This is a genomic window from Acinetobacter sp. V104_13, assembly GCF_031798995.1.
Classification (GTDB): domain Bacteria; phylum Pseudomonadota; class Gammaproteobacteria; order Pseudomonadales; family Moraxellaceae; genus Acinetobacter; species Acinetobacter pittii.
On record NZ_JAVQNP010000027.1, the window covers coordinates 1,066,728 to 1,086,407 of the forward strand.

Here is a 19,680-nt window from a genome sequence, read left to right on the forward strand (position 1 = left end):
TATTCTTCCCTGAATCAATAACCTAAACGTTGCATTTCTTCTGTAAAGCTTGCAGAAGTCCATTCATCACCAGATTCACAGCGGAAACCCTGTTGATTAAGTGCAGAAACAACGTCATCTAACTCTGTTGCGCCCGCAGAAAATGCCTGAATCAAGTTTTTTACAAAATCCTGTTCATAGAGCGTTGGCTCTTTATAACGTGTCTGCCAAACCAACAATTCAGATTGACCTGGAATTTGAATATTGTTGATACCTGCTTCGGTTGCCGGCGTTGCATGAATCCAGCTTGCCAACTTTTCATTAAATGTCTTCATTGTTCTGCTTCCTTGTACATGTGAGGACTAGAGTTGAATTTGAATATCCTGTCCTTCAACACGAACTGGGTACGTACATAGGTTTCTACACCCTGGCCCACTTTTTAGCTCACCTGTTTGAATGTCAAAAATTGCTTCGTGCAATGGACATTCAACAGTCTGATCTTCGATAAATCCTTCGGTTAATAAGGCATACGCATGAGGGCAAACATTTTCGATAGCAAAGTAATTTTCATCGACGAAAAATACGCCTATTTTTTTCCCTTCAATTTCGATGGCTTTCGGCTCATCTTCGCTAACGTCACCCTGCTGACAAACTGAGATCCAACTCATACCTTGCGTCCTCATTTTGTTTTATATACAAAACATAATTTGATTTTCAAAACACAAGCTAAGCATAATCCCCTTGATCATTTTTTGTCAAAGTAAAAATAAATATAAAATTCATTGTGTTATTAATTTTTAAATATTTTGTTACGTTTCAAGAAGGAAACAAAGTTTTAAATATAAAAATTGTTTTATGCATTTTTAACAATTACAATAGTTATAAAATAAAGCAGCATGCCCCAAATTGAATCATGTTTTATTTATAGGAAAATGACACGAATGAGCATAGCAATTGATGAAGATTCGCAAGAATCGGAAACAACAAAAAATGATGACCGATATTTAGTTCCCGGACTTGTACGGGGTTTAGCTATCTTGCAAGCATTTAATCAACAAGCGCAAGAAATGACCATTACAGAAATTGCTGAAATTTTAGAAGTGAACCGTTCTAGTGCATTTCGCCTGATCTATACACTCGAATCTTGTGGCTATTTAAGAAAAGCATCTCAAAAAACTTATGCTCTCGATTCCAAAGTCATGGAACTTGGTTTTAACAGTTTATCTAAACTTTCATTACTTGATTTATCGACACCTTTAATGAAAGAACTACGTGACCAGACCAAACTCGCAGTACATCTTTCAATTTTAGAAGGCACTCATATTGTCTTTGTAAATAATATCCAGTCGATGGGAACCTTTACGAGCAACATTAGTTTAGGAACTCGCTGGCCTGCCCATGCAACCGTCATTGGTCAAATGCTTTTATCTGATTTACCTGAAACGGAAGTACGTCAGCGTTACCGCAATTTTAGCGATTGGGACAGTTTCTCTGAACTGACGCCAACTAATTTAAAAGCTTTATTGCAAAGACTCTCTTACGTAAAAACTCAAAAAACCATGGTGAGCTGGGGTCATTACAATCATGATATGGCAGCCTGTGCAGCGCCTATTTTTAAACAATCAAACGGTAAAATGGTCGCTGTTATCTCTGTAAGTTGTCCAATTACCACTTACGATGAAAGAACATTTAAAGAAGATATCGCAAACCTAGTTGTTGAAACAGCGAATAAAATTTCCAAATTTATTTATTAAAAAAAAGCGACGTTAAGTCGCTTTTTTTTAGATTTTATTTTATAAATCAAAAATTACTTTTTAAAACATTCCCATTCATATCCTGAAAGATAATTGTCGAATTATTTTCTTTAATATCAAATTTCAAATACTGTTGTTTAAACTGAATAACTGCATAAAACTCTTCAGCACCATCATCTAAACCTGTCGCAGAGACCTGAGTACCTTGTGGAAAACCGTTGAGCCATGCGGCATTATAAAAATCAGATACAGAATTAAATTCACAATACTGTTTTGGCTTAGCCATTATTTTTGCAGCCATTTGATCAAACTGTTGTTGTTTATAAACCTCTAAGCTCAACAACATGATCACCCTCCAAATTAAAGCTGGTTTGAGGCTAAAAGCTGTTTCTTTTTAACCTTTTCCCATTGATACCAACCATAAGCTGCCATCAAAACAAATGCTGCATACAAAGCGGCTGTTAAGAATAAATCTTTATAGATGAACATACCGACATAAATAATATCGACAAATACCCAGAGTATCCAAGTCGCAATATGTTTTCGGCTGGTCCAATAAGTTGCAAGTAAACTAAAGGCGGCAAGCTGTGAGTCGAGCATAGGCACCGCTGCATCGGTAAAGTTTTTAAGTATCAAACCAAAAAGCAAGCCACCTACCGCGGCAATGATCATTTGAAAAATTGCAACTTTAGGAGTTATTGGCTCTATACGAATGTCATGATCTTGCTGCTTTCCTTTGAGCCAGTAGTAAAAGCCATAAAAATTTACGACCATAAAAAAGAACTGCAAAATCGTTTCTCCATATAGCTTAAATTCGTAAAACAAATAGGCATATAAAACAAAGGCAAAGAAATTAAACAGCCAACACCACATATTACGGATTACCGTTAATCCGACTCCAATCAGGCTAATCAAGACTGCAAAGATTTCTAGAGGTGACATAAAAACAGCTGCTTATTGAGATCAATTTGACGAGGTATTATGAGAAAAATATAGAGCGAAGCAAACTGCTAATTTAAATAAATGATGCAAATTGACGTTGGCTGAGGTTTTACTCTTTTCTAATGCTGTCGATTTATTTTCAATAGATAGACAAAAGAAATACTGATCAAGTTACTAACAATTTCTATTTGCTAGTTTTTAAACGATTGTTTAAAACATGATTAAAGACAAATAAAGAGCGTGACAATATGTCAAATCAAGAAGGAAAAGTCAGCCGTGAAACTCGTGGACATATTTTTTTAATTGGTCTAGATCGGGCAGCAAAACGTAATGCTTTTGATAGTCACATGATCAAAGACTTATCACTAGCGCTCACCGAATATGAAAATAATGATGCCCTGCGCTGCGCGGTTATTTTTGCTCATGGCGATCATTTCACAGCTGGTTTAGATTTAGTTGAGTTACAACCTAAACTCGCTACAGGTGTTTTTGATTTTAGTGAAAATGAAATTAACCCTTGGGGCACTGTAGGCCGAAAGCTCAGTAAACCTTTGATTGTGGCAGTACAAGGTTATTGTTATACAGCTGGTATAGAACTATTTCTGAATGCAGACATTGCTTTAGCATGTGAAAATACACAATTTGCTCAAATGGAAGTCCAGCGTGGCATCTTACCTTTTGGTGGGGCAACTGCACGCTTTGCTCAAGCCGCGGGTTGGGCCAAAGCCATGCGTTATTTACTCACTGGTGACTCTTTCGATGCCCAAGCAGCATTTGACATGAACCTGATTACCGAAATATGCCCAGATGGTTCTCAGCTCAACCGTGCAATAGAACTTGCTGAACATGTTGCGCAAGCTGCTCCTCTTGCTGTAAAAGCGACCCTCGCCTCTGCTCGTGAAGCTATTAACGAAGGGTACGAGGTTGCCTTTAAGCAATTGCAAAGCTATCTTCAACCATTGCTCACCACAGAAGATGTTCAAGAAGGTGTATTTGCCATGTTACAAAAAAGACCGCCTGTTTTTAAAGGTAAATAATACCTGCACAAGCACTGCGCTCTACAGTTTAAAACCTATGGATATACAGAAATTAGCGTAAAAAAAAAGCCCACACGATGCGGGCTTTTTTATTAATTGGCTTTATTCAACTCTAATGATTTTACCTAGCTCATCATGGTGAACGACTGTAATTTTCTGACTACGTCCCTGTTCAATTTCATGTTCAGGTAAATCAAAATAGCGCGCATAATCATCAGTCTGTTTTGCTTTAAGCGCATTACCGCCAACACGATGCTCAGGCAGCACATGACTCCACAACAATAAGCAAATTGCACAAGCAATTAACGCAGTAATACCATGTTCAATGCCTAAACCAAAGGCACTAAACAAACGGTGAACTAAATGTGTTTTTTGGAGCTCAGCCAAAACCCAGATCAGTACAAACGGACGCCACAGCAACAACCAAACCGCCCACATCATGGCTGTGCTTGTTGTAGAAGCATAGCGCTTATGCCATGGTAATTGACGGCGTAAATCAATAATCAACGAATTTGTCTTCATTTCTCTCTTTACCTAACGAAGTGCTGTGGTTTTCCCCAGACATCAATACAGCACGATCTTTAAAATCTCATGACTCTTGCATTTCATCCACGAATGCCCCGATCCGGGCTCACCCAACGCGCACGTTTCTCATCTCCACGTTTTAAAACTTTTGGAAATGCCACAATAGTTGCCGAGATGGTGATTAGCCAAAAGACCAATGGATACCAGATCATCCAGAAATAGTTTTTTCCCAGATGTGGTTCATAACGACTATCCATCCATTTGCTTAAAGCAAACTGAATAAGACAGGTTGCCCCCAATAAAATACCGCTACCATACGGTAAAAATGGAGAGCTCACAACGGCTAAAGCAGGGACCGGTAAAATAAAATGTACCAACCATAACAAAGCCATCGCGAGCATTAAATATGACCAAACTAAGGTTAAGCAAAGCTCAAACATTAAAGGCCATAAAAAATTTAATTTTGGTTTGGTGAACACATCAATATTTTTAATTAATACCTGTGCCCCACCCATAGCCCAACGTAAACGTTGTTTCCACAAACCGTTTAAAGTTTCAGGCATTAAAATCCAGACCAAGGCATTCGGCTCAAAACGAATGTCCCAACCTGCTCGCTGCAATTTCCAAGTAATATCGATATCTTCAGTCAACATATTGGGTGACCAATAATCGACTTGGTGAACAGCGCTCTTACGAAAAGCGGTAATTACACCCGATACGGTAAATAAGCGTCCAAAGGTACGTTGTGCACGTTTAATCATGCCGACAATCGAAGAAAACTCACCGACCTGAATACGCCCTAGCAAAGTTGAGCGAGTACGGATACGCGGGTTACCCGTCACAGCTGCAACTGTTGGATTTTCCTGAAAATGACGAATCATCCACTTTGCTGCATGAGGATCAAGTAAAGCATCGCCATCAATACCAATTAAAAACTCGGCATCGGTCATTAAGCTTCCAGCTTGCAACCCCATAGCTTTACCTTGGTTTTGCGCCAAATGAACAACACGGAGTTTTTCATGTTGTGCTGCTAAACGGTCGAGTACCTCGCCTGTATTGTCCGAGCTACCATCATTAATTGCAATCACTTCAAAATGAGGATAGTCCAGTTTTAATGCATGGCTAATGGTTTCTTCTGCATTATCCCCTTCATTAAAACAAGGAATTAATACAGCGACTTTTGGATAACTCTCTAATGGAGCTGGTTGATCGTAAGGCGGGGCCTGACGTTCTTTCCAATAGAAAATGATCGCGCCAATCATCCATAAATACGACATGAATAATGGATAATAGAAAACGAATTTTAAGGCATGCGACCATATTGCAGCAAAGATTGTCATGTTTTAGCCTCAACTACGGCACAAGACGAGATGATTTTTCAGCAAATGCTTTATGCATAGTGTCCACATCCGGATGATCTTTAATTGGGTCATCTGGGTAATATCCGACATGCATTACACCTTGCTGATAAAGAGAATGAATTGTTGCAGCCATTTCAGTTGAAGGTACCTTTTCGTTTTTACGCCAGTCAGTTGCCTGTAATTCAAAAACGGTTTTCTTAATGCCATTTGGATATTGTTTCACGCGATCAACCATATCTTTATAGAACTGATCGGCATTATCTACCTGTTCCATATAAGGCATTGCCATAATAGCCGTAAAGTCATAACGTTTTAATGACTCTTCAAGCGATTGTGAATACCAGTTTTCTGCGTATGGTTTTAAAGCAACTTGCGCGTATAAGTTACGTGCGGTGAGCAAGAACGGTTCATATTGTCGCACGTCATCAACGAGTTGCATTGCAAAATCATCTAGATATTTTGTCTTATATGCAGTCCATTTTTGCAAATCTTGATCGTTATCACGGATTTTTGCCAAATCTGTTGGCAAGCCTTGTTTTGCATAGGCTTTTAATGCTTCTGGGCTTGCATCTTCATAGTCAGATAAGGTGACATCATCATGGAATAAAATTCCGTTAAATGAAGATGACTTAGCCAAATCTTGATAAATCTCACGAATAGTTTGGCGTGCGTCTGCTGAGAACGGACTTAAACGGATATACCCCATGTTGAGGTGTTCACCAGATTTTGCCTGTTCTGTCACAACTAAGTCTTTAGAAACTGGATCAGTTTTTGGTAGTTCCCATGCCAATAAAGGCATCCACGCATAAATACGACTTACAGGCGTACGCGTTTGAATTTGCCATGCAACACGGTTAAACAAGTCAGCACGCATTGGAATATGGCGGTTTGGGAAATACACCATATCAGCAGAGCCATTCGCATCTGGATCTGAAAATGCTTGTAAATAGACAGTATTTACACCCATCGCATTAATTCGGTCTAACAAGTGACCTAAATTACGTTCTTGCTGTTTCGGGTCTGGATCATAAATATAGTCCAGATCGATATGCATAATTTTTTGCGGACGATTGTTATCCGTTAAATTCAATTCACGATTTTTAATTTCTTGAGCCAAATCATCAGTCGTCATATCGCCTTCTACCAAAATACGGCTCATATTTTGTAGAGATTGTTTTGCGTGATCAGCCCCATCATCAAGTGTAATGGTAATTGGCATACCAAGCTTTTTAGCAATTTGAACTGTTTGCATATTATAGCGACCATAAGGCCAGACCATAATACGTGGTGAACGTAAGCCATGAGCTTTGAGTAGCTCATTATTTTTCTTTAAGTCGTTATAGATACGTGATTGATACTGTTCATCGCTTTCATAAGTTTGAGTTTTTGCGTCATAAAAACGGGTTGTTGCAGCAGGTTCAGAGTTGCCTTGTGGGTTGCCTGTAATACCGCGATGCAAATGGTAGCTATGGCTTGCAATCTCTACAAAGCCACTATCTTGCATCTCTTTAAGCTCACCCCAGCTTAAGATTTTATCGCGAGGAATTTCTTCCCCTGAAAAATCGACTTTCTGCCCTGCTTTTGGCTCTAACCATGAACCAACCACTGCGAGTACCACAGGGATTTTTTTAGCTTTAATAACAGGATAAGCATTTTGATAAAAAGATTGATAACCATCGTCTACAGTTAATAGAACAGGTTTTGTAGGTAGTTGAAATTTACCTTGATGAGCACGGATCAACTGATCAACCGTAATAAAATGGAATCCATTTTTTTGCAGCCATTCAACATGCTGTGTAAATTGTTGCGTCGTTACTGCATATTGAGGAATTAATGCATTTTTAGTATCGGTAATTTCATGATAACCAATAACTGTAAGTGTTGATGCGTCCAGTTTAGGTGGTTTGGCTAATGCCATACCCGACAAGCCAGCCAAAGCCAAGCCAAGTGATATGTTCAACAAAGGAGATGCAAAGCGGATAGTCATGAAATAGCGTCTCGATATCAATATAGATTATTTATGTGAAATTTGATGTTAAGCCACAAACTTTTTGAAATTTGGTCTTAATATCACACTGCCTATAAATGAACAGTTTTTCAGTCAGCATTTATAATCAAATAATCTGAAAATAATCTTAAATATTTAAAAAGCTAAAATATAAATTAATAATGTATTTATATTTAAAGCTCATATAAACAAGAAAGCCCCCTAAAGGGCTTTAAATTTTCACTAGTCACGAGTTTTGACATCGAATAATTCAATTTCAAAAATTAAATTAGAATTAGCGGGAATAATCTTACCCATTTTACGCTCACCATAAGCTAAATGAGCAGGTACGATTAATTTACGCTTGCCGCCAACTTTCATTCCCATAATGCCTTGGTCCCAACCTTTAATTACACGGCCTGTTCCAATCACACATTCAAAATAATTACCGCGATCAATTGAAGAATCAAATTTTGTGCCGTCTTCTAACCAACCTGTGTAGTGAGTTGTAATCAAAGCACCTTTAACCGCTTCTTTGCCTTCACCTACTTTTAAATCGATAATTTCTAATTCATTTGACATGGTTTACCCCTTAATCTGAATCTTTAAAATCGCAACTGGTACTTAGTGTACCAACTGAATCTGTAGAATTTGTTGCGCTTTTCTATGTTACTGTAACTGTGTCCACACAACACTTGCCTGGCCCTTTTCACCTAAAAGCGTCCACTCGTTGTCCATGACATTTAATTGAAGCTGCATTGTACGTTCACAAAGTTGTTCAAGCTCTGCTGTACTTTGAGGAGCAATTTGCCACACCTGAACGTTACTTAACGTTTTAATTTTACTGTTTCGTTTCCACCAGTCTTCGACTTGTGTGCCATACACAACAAGCGCAACTGTTTTACAGCGCGCACTGGCTTTTTTGACTTTATCTTCAGACGGTAAGCCAACTTCAATCCATGTTTCTAACTGACCCGTTAAATCTTTTTGCCATAATGCTGGCTCGTCAGTTTCAAAAAGGTCTTTAGTAAACTCAAGCTCATCACTTGCGAAACGGGCAAAAGCCATCAAACGAACCATTAAGCGTTCTAAAGTTTCCGAAGGATGCAAGGCAAGCGTCAGTTGATAATCACCATAAATATGGTCATCCATATTGGCAATATTCAAGTCTGCCTTATAAATTGTTGCTTTAAGCGCCATGATTAATATGTCCAAAAATTTGGCGCTAAGGATACTCGATTTTAGGTAAAAAATTATAAAAAAACTGAACAATGCAAAGCATAGTCATGTGAAATTTGCATATTCTTCCAAAACGCTCAGCTTATTTTATAGTTGGCCGGCTTTTTGCTTTAGAGAGAGATATTTTCCTCTTGCTAAAATTGATGACTTATGTGGCTAAAGCTCAAGCGTAGTTTATTTTTACAGGTTCTTTGTGCTCTCTTTCTTGGGGTTGCAGTTGGAATCGGCTTTCATGATTTCTCCCTATCTTTAAAGCCATTAGGTGATGGTTTTATTTCTTTAATTAAGATGCTGATTGCACCAATTGTGTTTTGTGTTGTTGTACTGGGAATCTATGGTGCAAACGACATTAAAAAAATGGGCAAAGTCGGTGCAAAAACGATTCTCTATTTTGAAGTGGTGACCAGTATTGCTTTAATTTTAGGCATTATTGTGGCCTATGTATTTAAACCGGGCGTCGGTATGAATATCGATATTAGCCATTTAGATGCAAAAGATTTAAGTACCTATACCGAACGTGCCCACGAAATGCATACGGGTTCGGAATTTCTACTCAATATTATTCCAAAAACCTTCACTGCCGCTTTTGCAAACGGCGATATTTTACAGGTTTTATTGATCGCTATTTTATTTGGTGTTTCCCTACTTTTAATTCCAAAACATTTAGCAGAGCTGGTACGTCAAGCACTTGAAGCTTTTTCAGAAGTCTTCTTTAAAATTATGGGACTTATTATTCGTTTAGCTCCAATTGGTGTATTCGGTTCAGTCGCCTATACCACTGCTAAATTTGGTTTAGATTCACTCTTACAATTGGGTTATTTGGTTTTACTGTTTTATGCAACCTGCATTTTATTTGTCGTTATTGTTTTAGGTTCGATTTTAAAACTTGCTGGTTTCAACATTTTTAAATTTGTGGGTTATTTTAAAGATGAACTCGCTATTGTTTTAGGTACCGCTTCTTCTGACTCTGTTCTTCCTCAAATTATGAAAAAACTCAAAAATTTGGGAATTAAAGATTCAACTGTCGGTTTGGTTATTCCAACTGGTTATTCATTTAATTTAGATGGCTTTTCAATTTACTTAACTTTAGGCGTGATCTTTATTGCACAGGCCTGCAATATTAATTTGTCTATGCATGACTTACTGGCTATTTTGCTGGTTTCACTCATCACATCTAAAGGGGCGCACGGCATTCCCGGCTCGGCTTTAGTTATTCTTGCAGCCACGCTTTCAGTGATACCAAGTCTCCCTGCAATTGGCTTAGTGCTTCTACTTTCAGTGGACTGGTTTATTGGAATTATTCGTGCCTGTACCAACTTAATTGGTAACTGTGTCGCAACCGTAGTGATTGCTCACTGGGAAAAAGATATTGACCATGCGCAAGCTAAAGCTGTGTTAGATAGCAAACCTTAATCCCACTCTTCAGAGAACATTGAATTACTTTTGGTTTAATGTTCTCTACTCTTCAAGCTGACAGGCAAGTAATGCTGTTTCAAAAGCCAACCAATCATGGTTATGTTCGCTAATGATTTCAATCCGGTTATCAATACCCTCTTCACCTGACTTATAATTAAACTGATCAGGATTAAAGTTAAAAACCTTCCATCCTTGATCTGTGTTAAAAATTCCCTTAATTCGGAGCCAGTCTTGCTGTGCACATAATAAATCTAGCAAAGCATAAAACTCGAATTTCCAGCGCTTAGGTAATTTCCAACCTGCCACAATATAACCTTGTGCCGACTCGACATAATGATAAGGTAATTGATTAATTTCCTTTGCGACTTCGGTTTCAGTCATTTGCTTTTGAATTTTAAGTAAAGGTTGTATAGATCGCTCAGTTAAACGAGCAGCTATATCAATTTTATTTAAAGCTAACTGACCATGTTCAATCTTAATCCACTCTTGGTGATAAGGTTGGTATTCGTCTTTTAATAGCTCAAGCGCCTGATCATCTTCAAAATTCATCACATCTGTATGTGACACCACTACAATTTGGGCAGCTTTTAACTGATCTTCATAAAGGTTTTGTTTAACCCAATTGGTATCATGCAAACGACTACCATCGATCACCGTAATCAGTGCCCGCATGGCTAAACTACTTTGCCAATGAGGCTCAGTCAGTTGGTCAAATAACTGAGAAGGATGCCCAAGTCCAGTCGGCTCAATAAAGAGTCGATCTGGCTTTTGTTCACTCAATAGCCGTGCTAAAGCAATATGCATCGGCAATTGACTGCTACAACATAGACAGCCCCCTAATAGCTCTTTGACTGCATACCCTTCATCTTGGGGTAAGAGCTGTTGGTCTACTCCAATTTGCCCAAACTCATTCATTAATACAGCCCACACCTCATCTTTAGGCTTTTGGCTTAATAAATGCTGTAATAATGTGGTTTTTCCTGCCCCTAAAAAACCGGAAATAATATGGGTGGGAACAGTTTTTGGAGCTATCAGTTTCACAAGCGGCTCAAATCAACAAGGTTCAAAAAACTAAGAAAGATATATCACTGTTTAAGTCGCATGAAAATGATTTTTCACTTTGAAGATATACTTTTCAATATATCGGGCCAAAATAGTTAATATGTGACATACATCTCATTTAAAATCTATATTAACTCTGGATAATTATAATTCAAACGGAATATTCTATTTAGGCGCATTCACAATTCATGCCAGAGTGTTAGGTTTACGTAACACAGTTGGCTTTTTTTTACTCGATAAGAAATATTTTTTCACATTTTAAGGTGTATTTAAGCCCTTTTATTTTACAGATTGCTCACATAAATGACCCGTATATTTCATATTGTTAAGATAGCCGTAATAGATTGTTAAGTTAATTGATGTAATACCAAGCTCGGCTTAGCATGTGTCCTAGCTTAGTCATTCAGCCATACAGGTTTCAGGTAGGTATGAACGATTAGGTTTAATTTATTTTTAAATGAAATTTAAGGATGCCATAAAATGAAATTAGCTAAAACTTTACTCGCTACTACACTTGCTTTAACTGCTGCTTCAACTTTTGCTGCTTCTAAGCACGACCAAGCACATAACACTGCTGGTGAAGAAAAAGTTGTTGTTTCAACTCAAGAACAAGCAAACACTGCAAATGCTGCATCTGATGCTGTAGGTTCTGCTTCTGAAGCTGCTCCTGCAACTCGTTAATTCTCTCAGCATTCTCCTCCAAGCTCAGAGATAATTTTACTGAAATGAAAAATGGACGCTGAATTTTGGTAAAGAAGAAAAAGGATCGAACCATGCTGCGGTTCGATCCTTTTTTAATTCGATGTATTTTTTTAAGAAGTTTTCTTATACATGCTACAAGATGGATTGTGGTTTTCTTGAAGACGTAAAACCTTACGATGCTCAGCAGCTTCAAAGCGGCAACGCTTCCATTCTGTATTGAGATTTAATTGAGGTACTTCACATGGCTTGCCCTGTTCATCAACAGCAACCATCGTGAAATAACAGCTATTGGTATGGCGCACTGTCCTCTTCTGGATATTTTGCGCTTCAACACGGATTCCGACTTCCATTGAAGTACGACCTACATGGTTAACACTTGCCAAGAAGGTCACCAGCTCACCTACATAAATAGGTTCTTTAAAATTTACTTTATCTACAGATAAAGTCACCACGTAGCCACCCGAATAACGACTTGCGCAAGCATAAGCGACTTGGTCTAGTAGTTTTAGAATCGTACCACCATGAACATTACCTGAAAAATTTGCCATATCAGGCGTCATCAAAACTGACATCGTCAATTCAGACTGATCATCAGTTGCTGTGGTCATTTCATCTAATGTAGGCATAGCTCAACTCTGTCTTAAAACAAGCTCAGTCAACATTATGGTTGATAATTCACAAAAAAAACATGCTTAAATCCACAACATAGCATTGTATTTTTTAATATCTTTGATTGTTTTTTAAAATTTAATTTTTTAAGACACTATTTTTAAAGTTATTTTTTAAAGCTGTTTTATTTATCTTAGAATTTTTTAGAAGATGCTATGCCATTTTATTCCATGTTCAATGGCATAGCAGGTTCTTATGAGTGACTTGCTAAACTTTATTAATGACGCCTGTCACACCATTAATGATCATATCAATGGCGATCGTACCAATTAATAAAGCAGATAAACGCCCGACAATATCAAAATAACGGTCAATATGTTTGGCATGTTTATAGCGTAAATGATCATGTGAAAATTTCATCAAAATCAAAATACTGCAAGTTAAAAACAAGGTGAAAGCAATCACTAGCGCTGCCTCACCAATTGACATTTCAATTCCTGTGACTACCGCAGCGCTAATAGTCCCTGGACCGATCATAAACGGCATGGCAATGGTGCCAGCCAGATGTTCTGGAGCACCACGCATTTCTCCAATGGTGTCGGCACCCTGAAACACATAGCGGTAGCCAATCACCAAAAAGATAAGGCCTCCAAAAATCTGAAAGGCTTCAAAACGTACATTCAGATATTTACTAAAAATTGTTTCGCCGCCCCATGCAAATAGCATGAATACGACAAAAGCAATCAAACTTCCCTGAATCAGTGCTTTATTAAACACCTTGGCTTCTGAATGGCGGATCAGGCCAATCATATAAATGCTCATTAAAAATGGATTGAGCAACGAGAAAAATAAAGCAAAAGAATGTAGATAAGGAGAAGCCATGCATTTTCCTCTTAAGCTTGTGGATCTGGGAACAATGGACGATTCCCGGGGCTAATACGATTAATATGTAAGAACGTCATATGTCTTTCATATTTATCTAAAATATCGTTAATGACCTGTTCTTTACTGTAGCCAACCAGATCGTTATCTTGCGAGCCGTCATAAAGATAGGTTTCAAGTCGGAAATAGAACTGTTTGCCTCGTTTTACACGCTGACTGAAGTTCGGCGCGCTATAGCGTACAGGCCAGATCTGATAAACAAAGTTTTGCTCTTCTTCCAAATGGATAGTCAGATCTAAATGGTAAAGCGTATCTTCATCTTCAAGCGGGGTTTGCTGCACGTCCACATTCATACCCTGCTTAATCAACTCATCAGCAACAGCCTGAACAGCTGGCAAACACACCGTATCTAGCATGCGCTGTGTTTCAGTGGTTCCCGGATGATGCATGACTCGAGTTAAACGCTGTTTCCAGTTCAGAATATCAACGTTCCCTACCACTGGTGCCGCATTCATACTGCGACTAGCATGCCTGTAATCTTCAAGTCTGAGTGACTTATAAAGCCCTGCCATCACAAGGAACATCACAAAACTAAACGGCAAACCCATAATAATAGTTGCGTTTTGCAAGGCGGTAATGCCGTTGGTCATGAGCATGGCTAATGTGAGTAAACCAATCGCCACTGCCCAAAACACGCTTAACCAACGTGGAGCATCATTATCGATATTAGTGAGTTTAGTGGTGAAGTTACCTAAAACCAGAGCTCCCGAATCGGCAGAAGTCACGTAGAATAAAAGCCCTGTTACAGTGGCAATTGAAGCAATAAAGGTAAAACCTGGATATTGCGCTAACAGGTCATAAAAACCATGAGCCGGATTTGCTAACACAGTCGCTGCTAAGGTTTGATTGCCTTCAAAAATAACGCTGTGCAGAGCACTATTACCAAAAATAGATAACCACGTAAGTGTAAATAGAAGTGGAATAATTAAGGTACCGCATACAAACTCACGAATGGTACGTCCTCTTGAGATACGTGCCAAAAAGAGTCCTACAAATGGAGACCAAGCAATCCACCACGCCCAGAAGAAGAAAGTCCAACTACTCATCCACTCTTTAGGCTGTTCAAAAGCAAAACTTTGTAATGCTAAAGCAGGGAAACGAGTTAAATAGTCACCAATATTTTGGACCAGGGCATTAAGTAAAAACTCGGTATTTCCCAAGAATAAAATAAACAGCAATAACCCGACCGAAACATAAATATTGATTTCAGATAAAATCCGCAGGCCTTTATTGACCCCAGATGTCACCGAAATAATACTAATACCCACTGCAACAGCAATCAGGATAAATTGCATCCAGATATTTTCTGGTAACCCCAATAACACATGTAAGCCATAATTCAGCTGTACTACTCCAATCCCGCAGGTCGTCGCAATACCAAAAATTGTCCCGATCACGGCAGCCGTATCTACACTATGTCCAATCGCACCATTAATTCTTTGTCCAAAGATTGGATAAAGTGCAGAACGAATGGTAAGCGGCAAATTATAACGATAGCTGAAATATCCCAATGACATACCGATCAAGGCATACATACACCAACCGGTTAAGCCATAGTGAAACAATGTCCAAACCATACTTTGGCGTGCTGCTTCATAGGTTTGACCTACTCCGACCGGAGGTTGCATGTAATGAGATAGTGGTTCAGCGACCGAGAAGAACATGAGGTCGATACCAATACCCGCCGAGAACAGCATGGCAGACCAACTGAGCAAACTAAACTCAGGCTTTGAATGCTTAGGTCCTAATTTGATACTGCCATATCTTGAGCAGGCAATAAAAATCACAAAGGCCATATATAATGTTGCGGCAAGCAGATAATACCAACCAAAAGTTGAAGTTACCCACTGAAGCACGGCATTCATGACTCGATTTGCAAAATCGTTGAACAAAAACGTGACGAGAGAAAAAATTAAAATAAGTACAGCTGAAAAATAAAAAACCACACGGTTGAGCGGGTCTTTTTTAGATTTAGATAATGTTAAATCATCAACTGCTCTTGGATTATCTGTTGCCATACAATCCTCAAGGAATAAAATAAAAACAAAATATTTAATTTCGTCTTTTCACTCTTATTTAAAACAATGAAAAGACGACTTTAAACGCAAAAAAATAATATATAGATGTGATCGATTGAGGTTATAAAACCTCGGTCACTTTATTCTGGTCACAATTCGATGGGACTGAAATGTCTTTTGAAACAGCTAACTGTTTTTTCACTAATTGAGGGTCAAAATCATCTTGCTTTAACGCTTTGGCTAAACCAAACATATAAAGCAAAATAATGACTGAAAATGGTAAACCACATAACACCACAGCACTTTGCATGGAGTTAAAACTACCGGCTAAAAGCAAGCCAATACTTACAATGGTAATTACCACAGACCAAAAGACGCGTAACCAGATCGGTGAATCACTATCATTGGTGCCCCCTTTTGAGGACAAATTAGCGATCATTAGTGTACCAGAGCCAACTGGTGTCAAAAATAAAACGAAACAAATTACAACAACAATACCTGCAACGTAAGGATTAAACGGCAGATATTCGAGTAATTTAAATAAAGATAATGCTGGATCAGTTAAGACCATATCACCTAATACTTTCTGTTTTTGCTGCAAGATAAAATAAATTGCAGTGTTTCCAAAAACCGAAATCCAAGCCAGTGTAAAGCCGAGTGGAATCAGGCATACACCCAATACTACTTCACGAATGGTACGTCCTTTTGAAATGCGGGCAATAAACATACCGACAAAAGGCGCCCATGCAATCCACCAAGCCCAATAAAATACAGTCCACGAACCCAACCAGCCACTGGCTTTTTGATTGTACAAATACATATCAAAACTTTTACCAATAAAATTATTGAGATAATCGCCAGTATTTTGTACCAGACCATTTAATAAATGGTTAGTCGGACCCGTTAAAAATACAAATAAAAGTAAGGCATATAGCAGACGTAAATTAATACGCGACAACCACGCCAAACCTTTTTCAATACCCACCACTGTCGTAATCGTGGCAACGAACATCATGATGAGCACGGCAGTAATTAAAGTCGCAGAGTTATCCGGAATTTGCGGAAGTAAATAACAAATGCCCGATACAAGCACTAACGCTCCGATTCCCAAGTTGGTAACCAAGGAAATAACTGTCGCTAAAATCCCAAAGCCATCGACAAAATCGCCCACCAAGCCATGCACTCGCTCTCCAAAAATTGGGTAAAGTGCTGAACGCAGTGCTAATGGCAAGTTTTGTCTGAAAGCGAAGTACCCTAAAGTAACTCCGAGCAATGCATACAGCACCCAGCCATGAATCCCCCAATGCAAAAAGCTATAAGTCATCGCATTACGGGCTGCCTGAATCGTTCCTGCCTCACCTTCTGGCGGTCTTAAAAAATGGTCAACCGGTTCGGCCACACCATAATAAAGTAGCGCAATACCAATCCCTGCCGAAAACAGCATTGAAGTCCAAGCCAAATAACTAAACTCTGGTTTGTCGTCATCTTTTCCCAAAGGAATCTGCCCTACTTTTGAAAAAGCGAGCCAACCAACAAAACCCAGACACAGCACAATAACCAGCATGTAATACCACCCAAAAAAGTGATTTACTTGCTCTTGTACATAAGTCAGCCAAAACTGACTTTTTTCTGGAAACAGCACAAAAAGTAGGCCAAAAATGCCAATACTGATGGCTGAACTCCAAAATACGAAACGATTTAACCGAATATGGTCTGAAGAATATCCATCACTTTTCAACACCATCTTATTGCTCCTTGCAATCGGTGTATTTTTCTCAAAATAACGTGATAAGTAATGTACTTATGCGCATCATCCTATCCTTAAGAACCTTTGATTTCACCTCTTTATTCTAGAAGTTATCTTCAAAAATTCATTGATTTTTACATATCATACTTGTTATTGATTGAACGTTCAATCAATAACAAGTATGATAAAAAAGTGCTATGATGCTCTGCAAGTTAACATGTTGAATTTTAAGCACCACTAAAAGTGCTGATGTGGACAACCATGACAAAACGCAGAGTAAAACCAGAACATGTGCGACGTGAAGAAATCATGAACGCTGCACTCGACGTAATTTATGAAGTGGGGTTATCCAATACCACCATTGCACAAATTGCAAAAAAAGCCGAGCTGTCGACCGGCATTGTTAGCCATTATTTTGGCGACAAACAAGGGTTGATAAATACCTGTATGCAAGAAATGTTAAATGTTCTGCGTCGTAAAACCGAACAGTACAGAGCAGAAGCAGATTCGCATCCAGAGAGCCAGATTAAGGCCATTATCGACTCTAACTTTGACATTAGTCAGGTCAATGAAAAAGCAATGCGGGTCTGGTTGGACTTTTGGTCAGCAAGTATGCATGTACCAGACTTAAGCCGCTTACAAAAGATTAATGATCAACGCCTGTACTCCAACTTGAAATTTTATTTTCTTAAGTTAATGGATGAACAACAGGCCAGTGTTGCCGCTAGAGGTTTGGCAGCATTGATTGATGGATTATGGTTACGAGGCAGTTTAAGCCGTCATAACGAATTTGACAGCAACCTTGCTCGTTCCATTGCTTACGATTATGTACAAACGCAATTGCAATTTGCGAACAAGCCTTTGCAGGAGAGACAAAATGAGTGATGTACAAGTTCATCAATTGTATATCCATGGACGCTACGTTAAAGCAACCAGTGGTAAAACATTTAATAGTATTAACCCTGCCAACGGCGAGACAATCGCGACTCTTCAACAAGCTTCTGAACAAGATATTGAAGCTGCTGTACAAAGTGCCCAACAAGGACAAAAAATCTGGGCTGCCATGACTGCCATGGAACGTTCACGTATTTTACGTCGTGCTGTCGACATTCTTCGTGAACGTAATGATGAGCTTGCCCGTCTTGAAACACTCGACACAGGTAAAGCTTTTAGCGAAACATCTACAGTCGATATTGTGACTGGCGCAGATGTACTCGAATACTACGCAGGACTTGCAACAGCCATTCAAGGTGAACAAGTTCCACTTCGCGAATCAAGTTTCTTTTATACACGCCGTGAACCTTTAGGCGTAGTTGCCGGTATTGGTGCTTGGAACTATCCAATTCAAATTGCTTTATGGAAATCTGCCCCTGCCCTTGCTGCGGGTAATGCCATGATTTTCAAACCAAGTGAAACCACTCCACTCACTGCATTTAAACTTGCAGAAATCTATACAGAAGCTGGCGTACCAGACGGCGTATTTAACGTGGTGCAAGGTGCTGGTCGTGAAATCGGTCAGTGGCTCACTGAACATCCTGTGATTGAAAAAATCTCATTTACTGGTGGTGTGGAAACTGGCAAAAAAGTCATGGCAAGTGCTGCTGGTTCTACGCTAAAAGAAGTAACCATGGAACTCGGTGGTAAATCTCCACTGATTATTTGTGAAGATGCCGACCTGAACCGTGCAGCAGATATTGCAGTCATGGCGAACTTCTTTAGCTCAGGTCAGGTATGTACCAACGGTACGCGTGTATTTGTTCCAAAATCACTTCTAGCCGACTTTGAAAAAGCGGTTGTAGAGCGTGTAAAACGTATTCGCATTGGTGACCCAATGGCTGAAGACACAAACTTCGGTCCACTCACTAGCTTCCCTCACATGGAAAAAGTGTTGTCTTTCATTGAGTCAGGCAAACAACAAGGCGCTAAAGTGTTAATTGGTGGTGGTCGTGCTACAGAAGGCGAACTTGCCAAAGGCGCTTATGTACTACCGACTGTATTTAGCGACTGTACTGACCAGATGGCTATTGTTCAAGAAGAAATTTTTGGGCCTGTCATGAGCATCTTAAGCTATGAAACTGAAGAAGAAGTGATTCAACGTGCTAACGACACGACCTTTGGTTTAGCTGCCGGTGTGGTCACTCAAGATATTAGCCGCGCTCATCGCATTATTCACCAAATTGAAGCTGGTATTTGCTGGATTAACACTTGGGGCGAATCGCCTGCCGAGATGCCAGTCGGTGGCTATAAACAATCTGGTGTGGGCCGCGAAAATGGCTTGACCACGCTTGGGCACTATACCCGTATCAAATCTATTCAAGTTGAACTTGGCGATTATCAAAGCATTTTTTAATGCCTCCATC

Annotated in this window: 20 protein-coding genes; 6 read left to right on the forward strand and 14 right to left on the reverse strand. The window is 39.1% G+C overall.

Annotation, left to right across the window (positions count from 1 at the left end; all coding sequences use genetic code 11):
• Positions 1-14: 14 nt before the first annotated feature.
• On the reverse strand, positions 15-314 hold the full coding sequence (locus RMB06_RS17805) for a recombinase-like helix-turn-helix domain-containing protein (RefSeq protein ID WP_005070730.1): 300 nt from the start codon (positions 312-314) through the stop codon (positions 15-17).
• Positions 315-341: 27 nt separating this feature from the next.
• The gene (locus RMB06_RS17810) at positions 342-647 is read right to left on the reverse strand and encodes a non-heme iron oxygenase ferredoxin subunit (protein ID WP_002117586.1); all 306 of its coding nucleotides are present in this window, start codon (positions 645-647) and stop codon (positions 342-344) included.
• A gap of 273 nt (positions 648-920) precedes the next feature.
• Here RMB06_RS17810 and RMB06_RS17815 point away from each other — a divergent pair, with 273 nt between their 5' ends.
• Entirely contained in the window at positions 921-1,733 is an 813-nt protein-coding gene (locus RMB06_RS17815; RefSeq protein WP_032005847.1) for an IclR family transcriptional regulator, read from the forward strand.
• 46 nt (positions 1,734-1,779) lie between these two features.
• On the opposite strand, the gene RMB06_RS17820 is transcribed toward RMB06_RS17815, so the two are convergent.
• Positions 1,780-2,079, reverse strand: a complete 300-nt coding sequence (locus RMB06_RS17820; protein ID WP_311080621.1) for a hypothetical protein — start codon at positions 2,077-2,079, stop codon at positions 1,780-1,782.
• A 14-nt stretch (positions 2,080-2,093) separates the two neighbouring features.
• On the reverse strand, positions 2,094-2,675 hold the full coding sequence (pnuC, locus tag RMB06_RS17825) for a nicotinamide riboside transporter PnuC (RefSeq protein WP_311080622.1): 582 nt from the start codon (positions 2,673-2,675) through the stop codon (positions 2,094-2,096).
• A 248-nt stretch (positions 2,676-2,923) separates the two neighbouring features.
• On the opposite strand from pnuC, the gene RMB06_RS17830 reads away from it, so the two are divergent.
• Positions 2,924-3,712, forward strand: a complete 789-nt coding sequence (locus tag RMB06_RS17830) for a crotonase/enoyl-CoA hydratase family protein (protein ID WP_311080624.1) — start codon at positions 2,924-2,926, stop codon at positions 3,710-3,712.
• Between the two features lie 102 nt (positions 3,713-3,814).
• On the opposite strand, the gene pgaD is transcribed toward RMB06_RS17830, so the two are convergent.
• The 5 genes from pgaD to RMB06_RS17855 all read right to left on the reverse strand — a co-directional run bounded on the left by pgaD (position 3,815) and on the right by RMB06_RS17855 (position 8,785).
• Positions 3,815-4,234 (reverse strand): poly-beta-1,6-N-acetyl-D-glucosamine biosynthesis protein PgaD, encoded by a 420-nt coding sequence (gene pgaD / locus RMB06_RS17835; protein ID WP_044100554.1) that lies wholly within the window; start codon positions 4,232-4,234, stop codon positions 3,815-3,817.
• Between the two features lie 83 nt (positions 4,235-4,317).
• Positions 4,318-5,577 carry a poly-beta-1,6-N-acetyl-D-glucosamine synthase gene (gene pgaC / locus RMB06_RS17840; RefSeq protein WP_002117710.1) on the reverse strand — a complete coding sequence of 420 codons (1,260 nt, stop codon included), beginning with the start codon at positions 5,575-5,577 and terminating at the stop codon, positions 4,318-4,320.
• 13 nt (positions 5,578-5,590) lie between these two features.
• Positions 5,591-7,585: a poly-beta-1,6-N-acetyl-D-glucosamine N-deacetylase PgaB gene (gene pgaB / locus RMB06_RS17845; protein WP_311080628.1), complete on the reverse strand. Its 1,995-nt coding sequence runs from the start codon at positions 7,583-7,585 to the stop codon at positions 5,591-5,593.
• 243 nt (positions 7,586-7,828) lie between these two features.
• The gene (locus RMB06_RS17850) at positions 7,829-8,167 is read right to left on the reverse strand and encodes an FKBP-type peptidyl-prolyl cis-trans isomerase (protein ID WP_002117532.1); all 339 of its coding nucleotides are present in this window, start codon (positions 8,165-8,167) and stop codon (positions 7,829-7,831) included.
• Positions 8,168-8,254: 87 nt separating this feature from the next.
• On the reverse strand, positions 8,255-8,785 hold the full coding sequence (locus RMB06_RS17855) for a YaeQ family protein (protein WP_005075397.1): 531 nt from the start codon (positions 8,783-8,785) through the stop codon (positions 8,255-8,257).
• Positions 8,786-8,974: 189 nt separating this feature from the next.
• Here RMB06_RS17855 and dctA point away from each other — a divergent pair, with 189 nt between their 5' ends.
• Complete coding sequence (gene dctA, locus RMB06_RS17860) at positions 8,975-10,237, forward strand: C4-dicarboxylate transporter DctA (protein ID WP_068530328.1); 1,263 nt, start codon at positions 8,975-8,977, stop codon at positions 10,235-10,237.
• A gap of 45 nt (positions 10,238-10,282) precedes the next feature.
• On the opposite strand, the gene RMB06_RS17865 is transcribed toward dctA, so the two are convergent.
• Complete coding sequence (locus tag RMB06_RS17865) at positions 10,283-11,281, reverse strand: GTP-binding protein (protein WP_311080632.1); 999 nt, start codon at positions 11,279-11,281, stop codon at positions 10,283-10,285.
• Between the two features lie 501 nt (positions 11,282-11,782).
• Here RMB06_RS17865 and RMB06_RS17870 point away from each other — a divergent pair.
• Positions 11,783-11,983, forward strand: coding sequence for a hypothetical protein (locus tag RMB06_RS17870; RefSeq protein ID WP_000761577.1), 201 nt, complete (start codon positions 11,783-11,785; stop codon positions 11,981-11,983).
• A gap of 131 nt (positions 11,984-12,114) precedes the next feature.
• Here RMB06_RS17870 and RMB06_RS17875 read toward each other — a convergent pair whose 3' ends face one another.
• From RMB06_RS17875 to RMB06_RS17890, 4 genes are all read right to left on the reverse strand, one after another.
• Positions 12,115-12,630: an acyl-CoA thioesterase gene (locus tag RMB06_RS17875; protein WP_005070756.1), complete on the reverse strand. Its 516-nt coding sequence runs from the start codon at positions 12,628-12,630 to the stop codon at positions 12,115-12,117.
• 250 nt (positions 12,631-12,880) lie between these two features.
• A complete protein-coding gene (locus tag RMB06_RS17880; protein WP_002117499.1) occupies positions 12,881-13,495 on the reverse strand; it encodes a MarC family protein in 615 nt (204 codons plus the stop codon).
• An 11-nt stretch (positions 13,496-13,506) separates the two neighbouring features.
• A complete protein-coding gene (locus RMB06_RS17885) occupies positions 13,507-15,573 on the reverse strand; it encodes a choline transporter (RefSeq protein WP_218660223.1) in 2,067 nt (688 codons plus the stop codon).
• A 121-nt stretch (positions 15,574-15,694) separates the two neighbouring features.
• Positions 15,695-17,317 (reverse strand): BCCT family transporter, encoded by a 1,623-nt coding sequence (locus RMB06_RS17890; protein WP_002117782.1) that lies wholly within the window; start codon positions 17,315-17,317, stop codon positions 15,695-15,697.
• Between the two features lie 264 nt (positions 17,318-17,581).
• On the opposite strand from RMB06_RS17890, the gene betI reads away from it, so the two are divergent.
• The gene (gene betI, locus RMB06_RS17895) at positions 17,582-18,205 is read left to right on the forward strand and encodes a transcriptional regulator BetI (RefSeq protein WP_005070763.1); all 624 of its coding nucleotides are present in this window, start codon (positions 17,582-17,584) and stop codon (positions 18,203-18,205) included.
• Positions 18,198-19,670, forward strand: a complete 1,473-nt coding sequence (gene betB, locus RMB06_RS17900; RefSeq protein ID WP_075382446.1) for a betaine-aldehyde dehydrogenase — start codon at positions 18,198-18,200, stop codon at positions 19,668-19,670. The genes betI and betB overlap by 8 nt, the downstream gene beginning before the upstream one ends.
• The last annotated feature ends 10 nt before the right edge of the window (positions 19,671-19,680 follow it).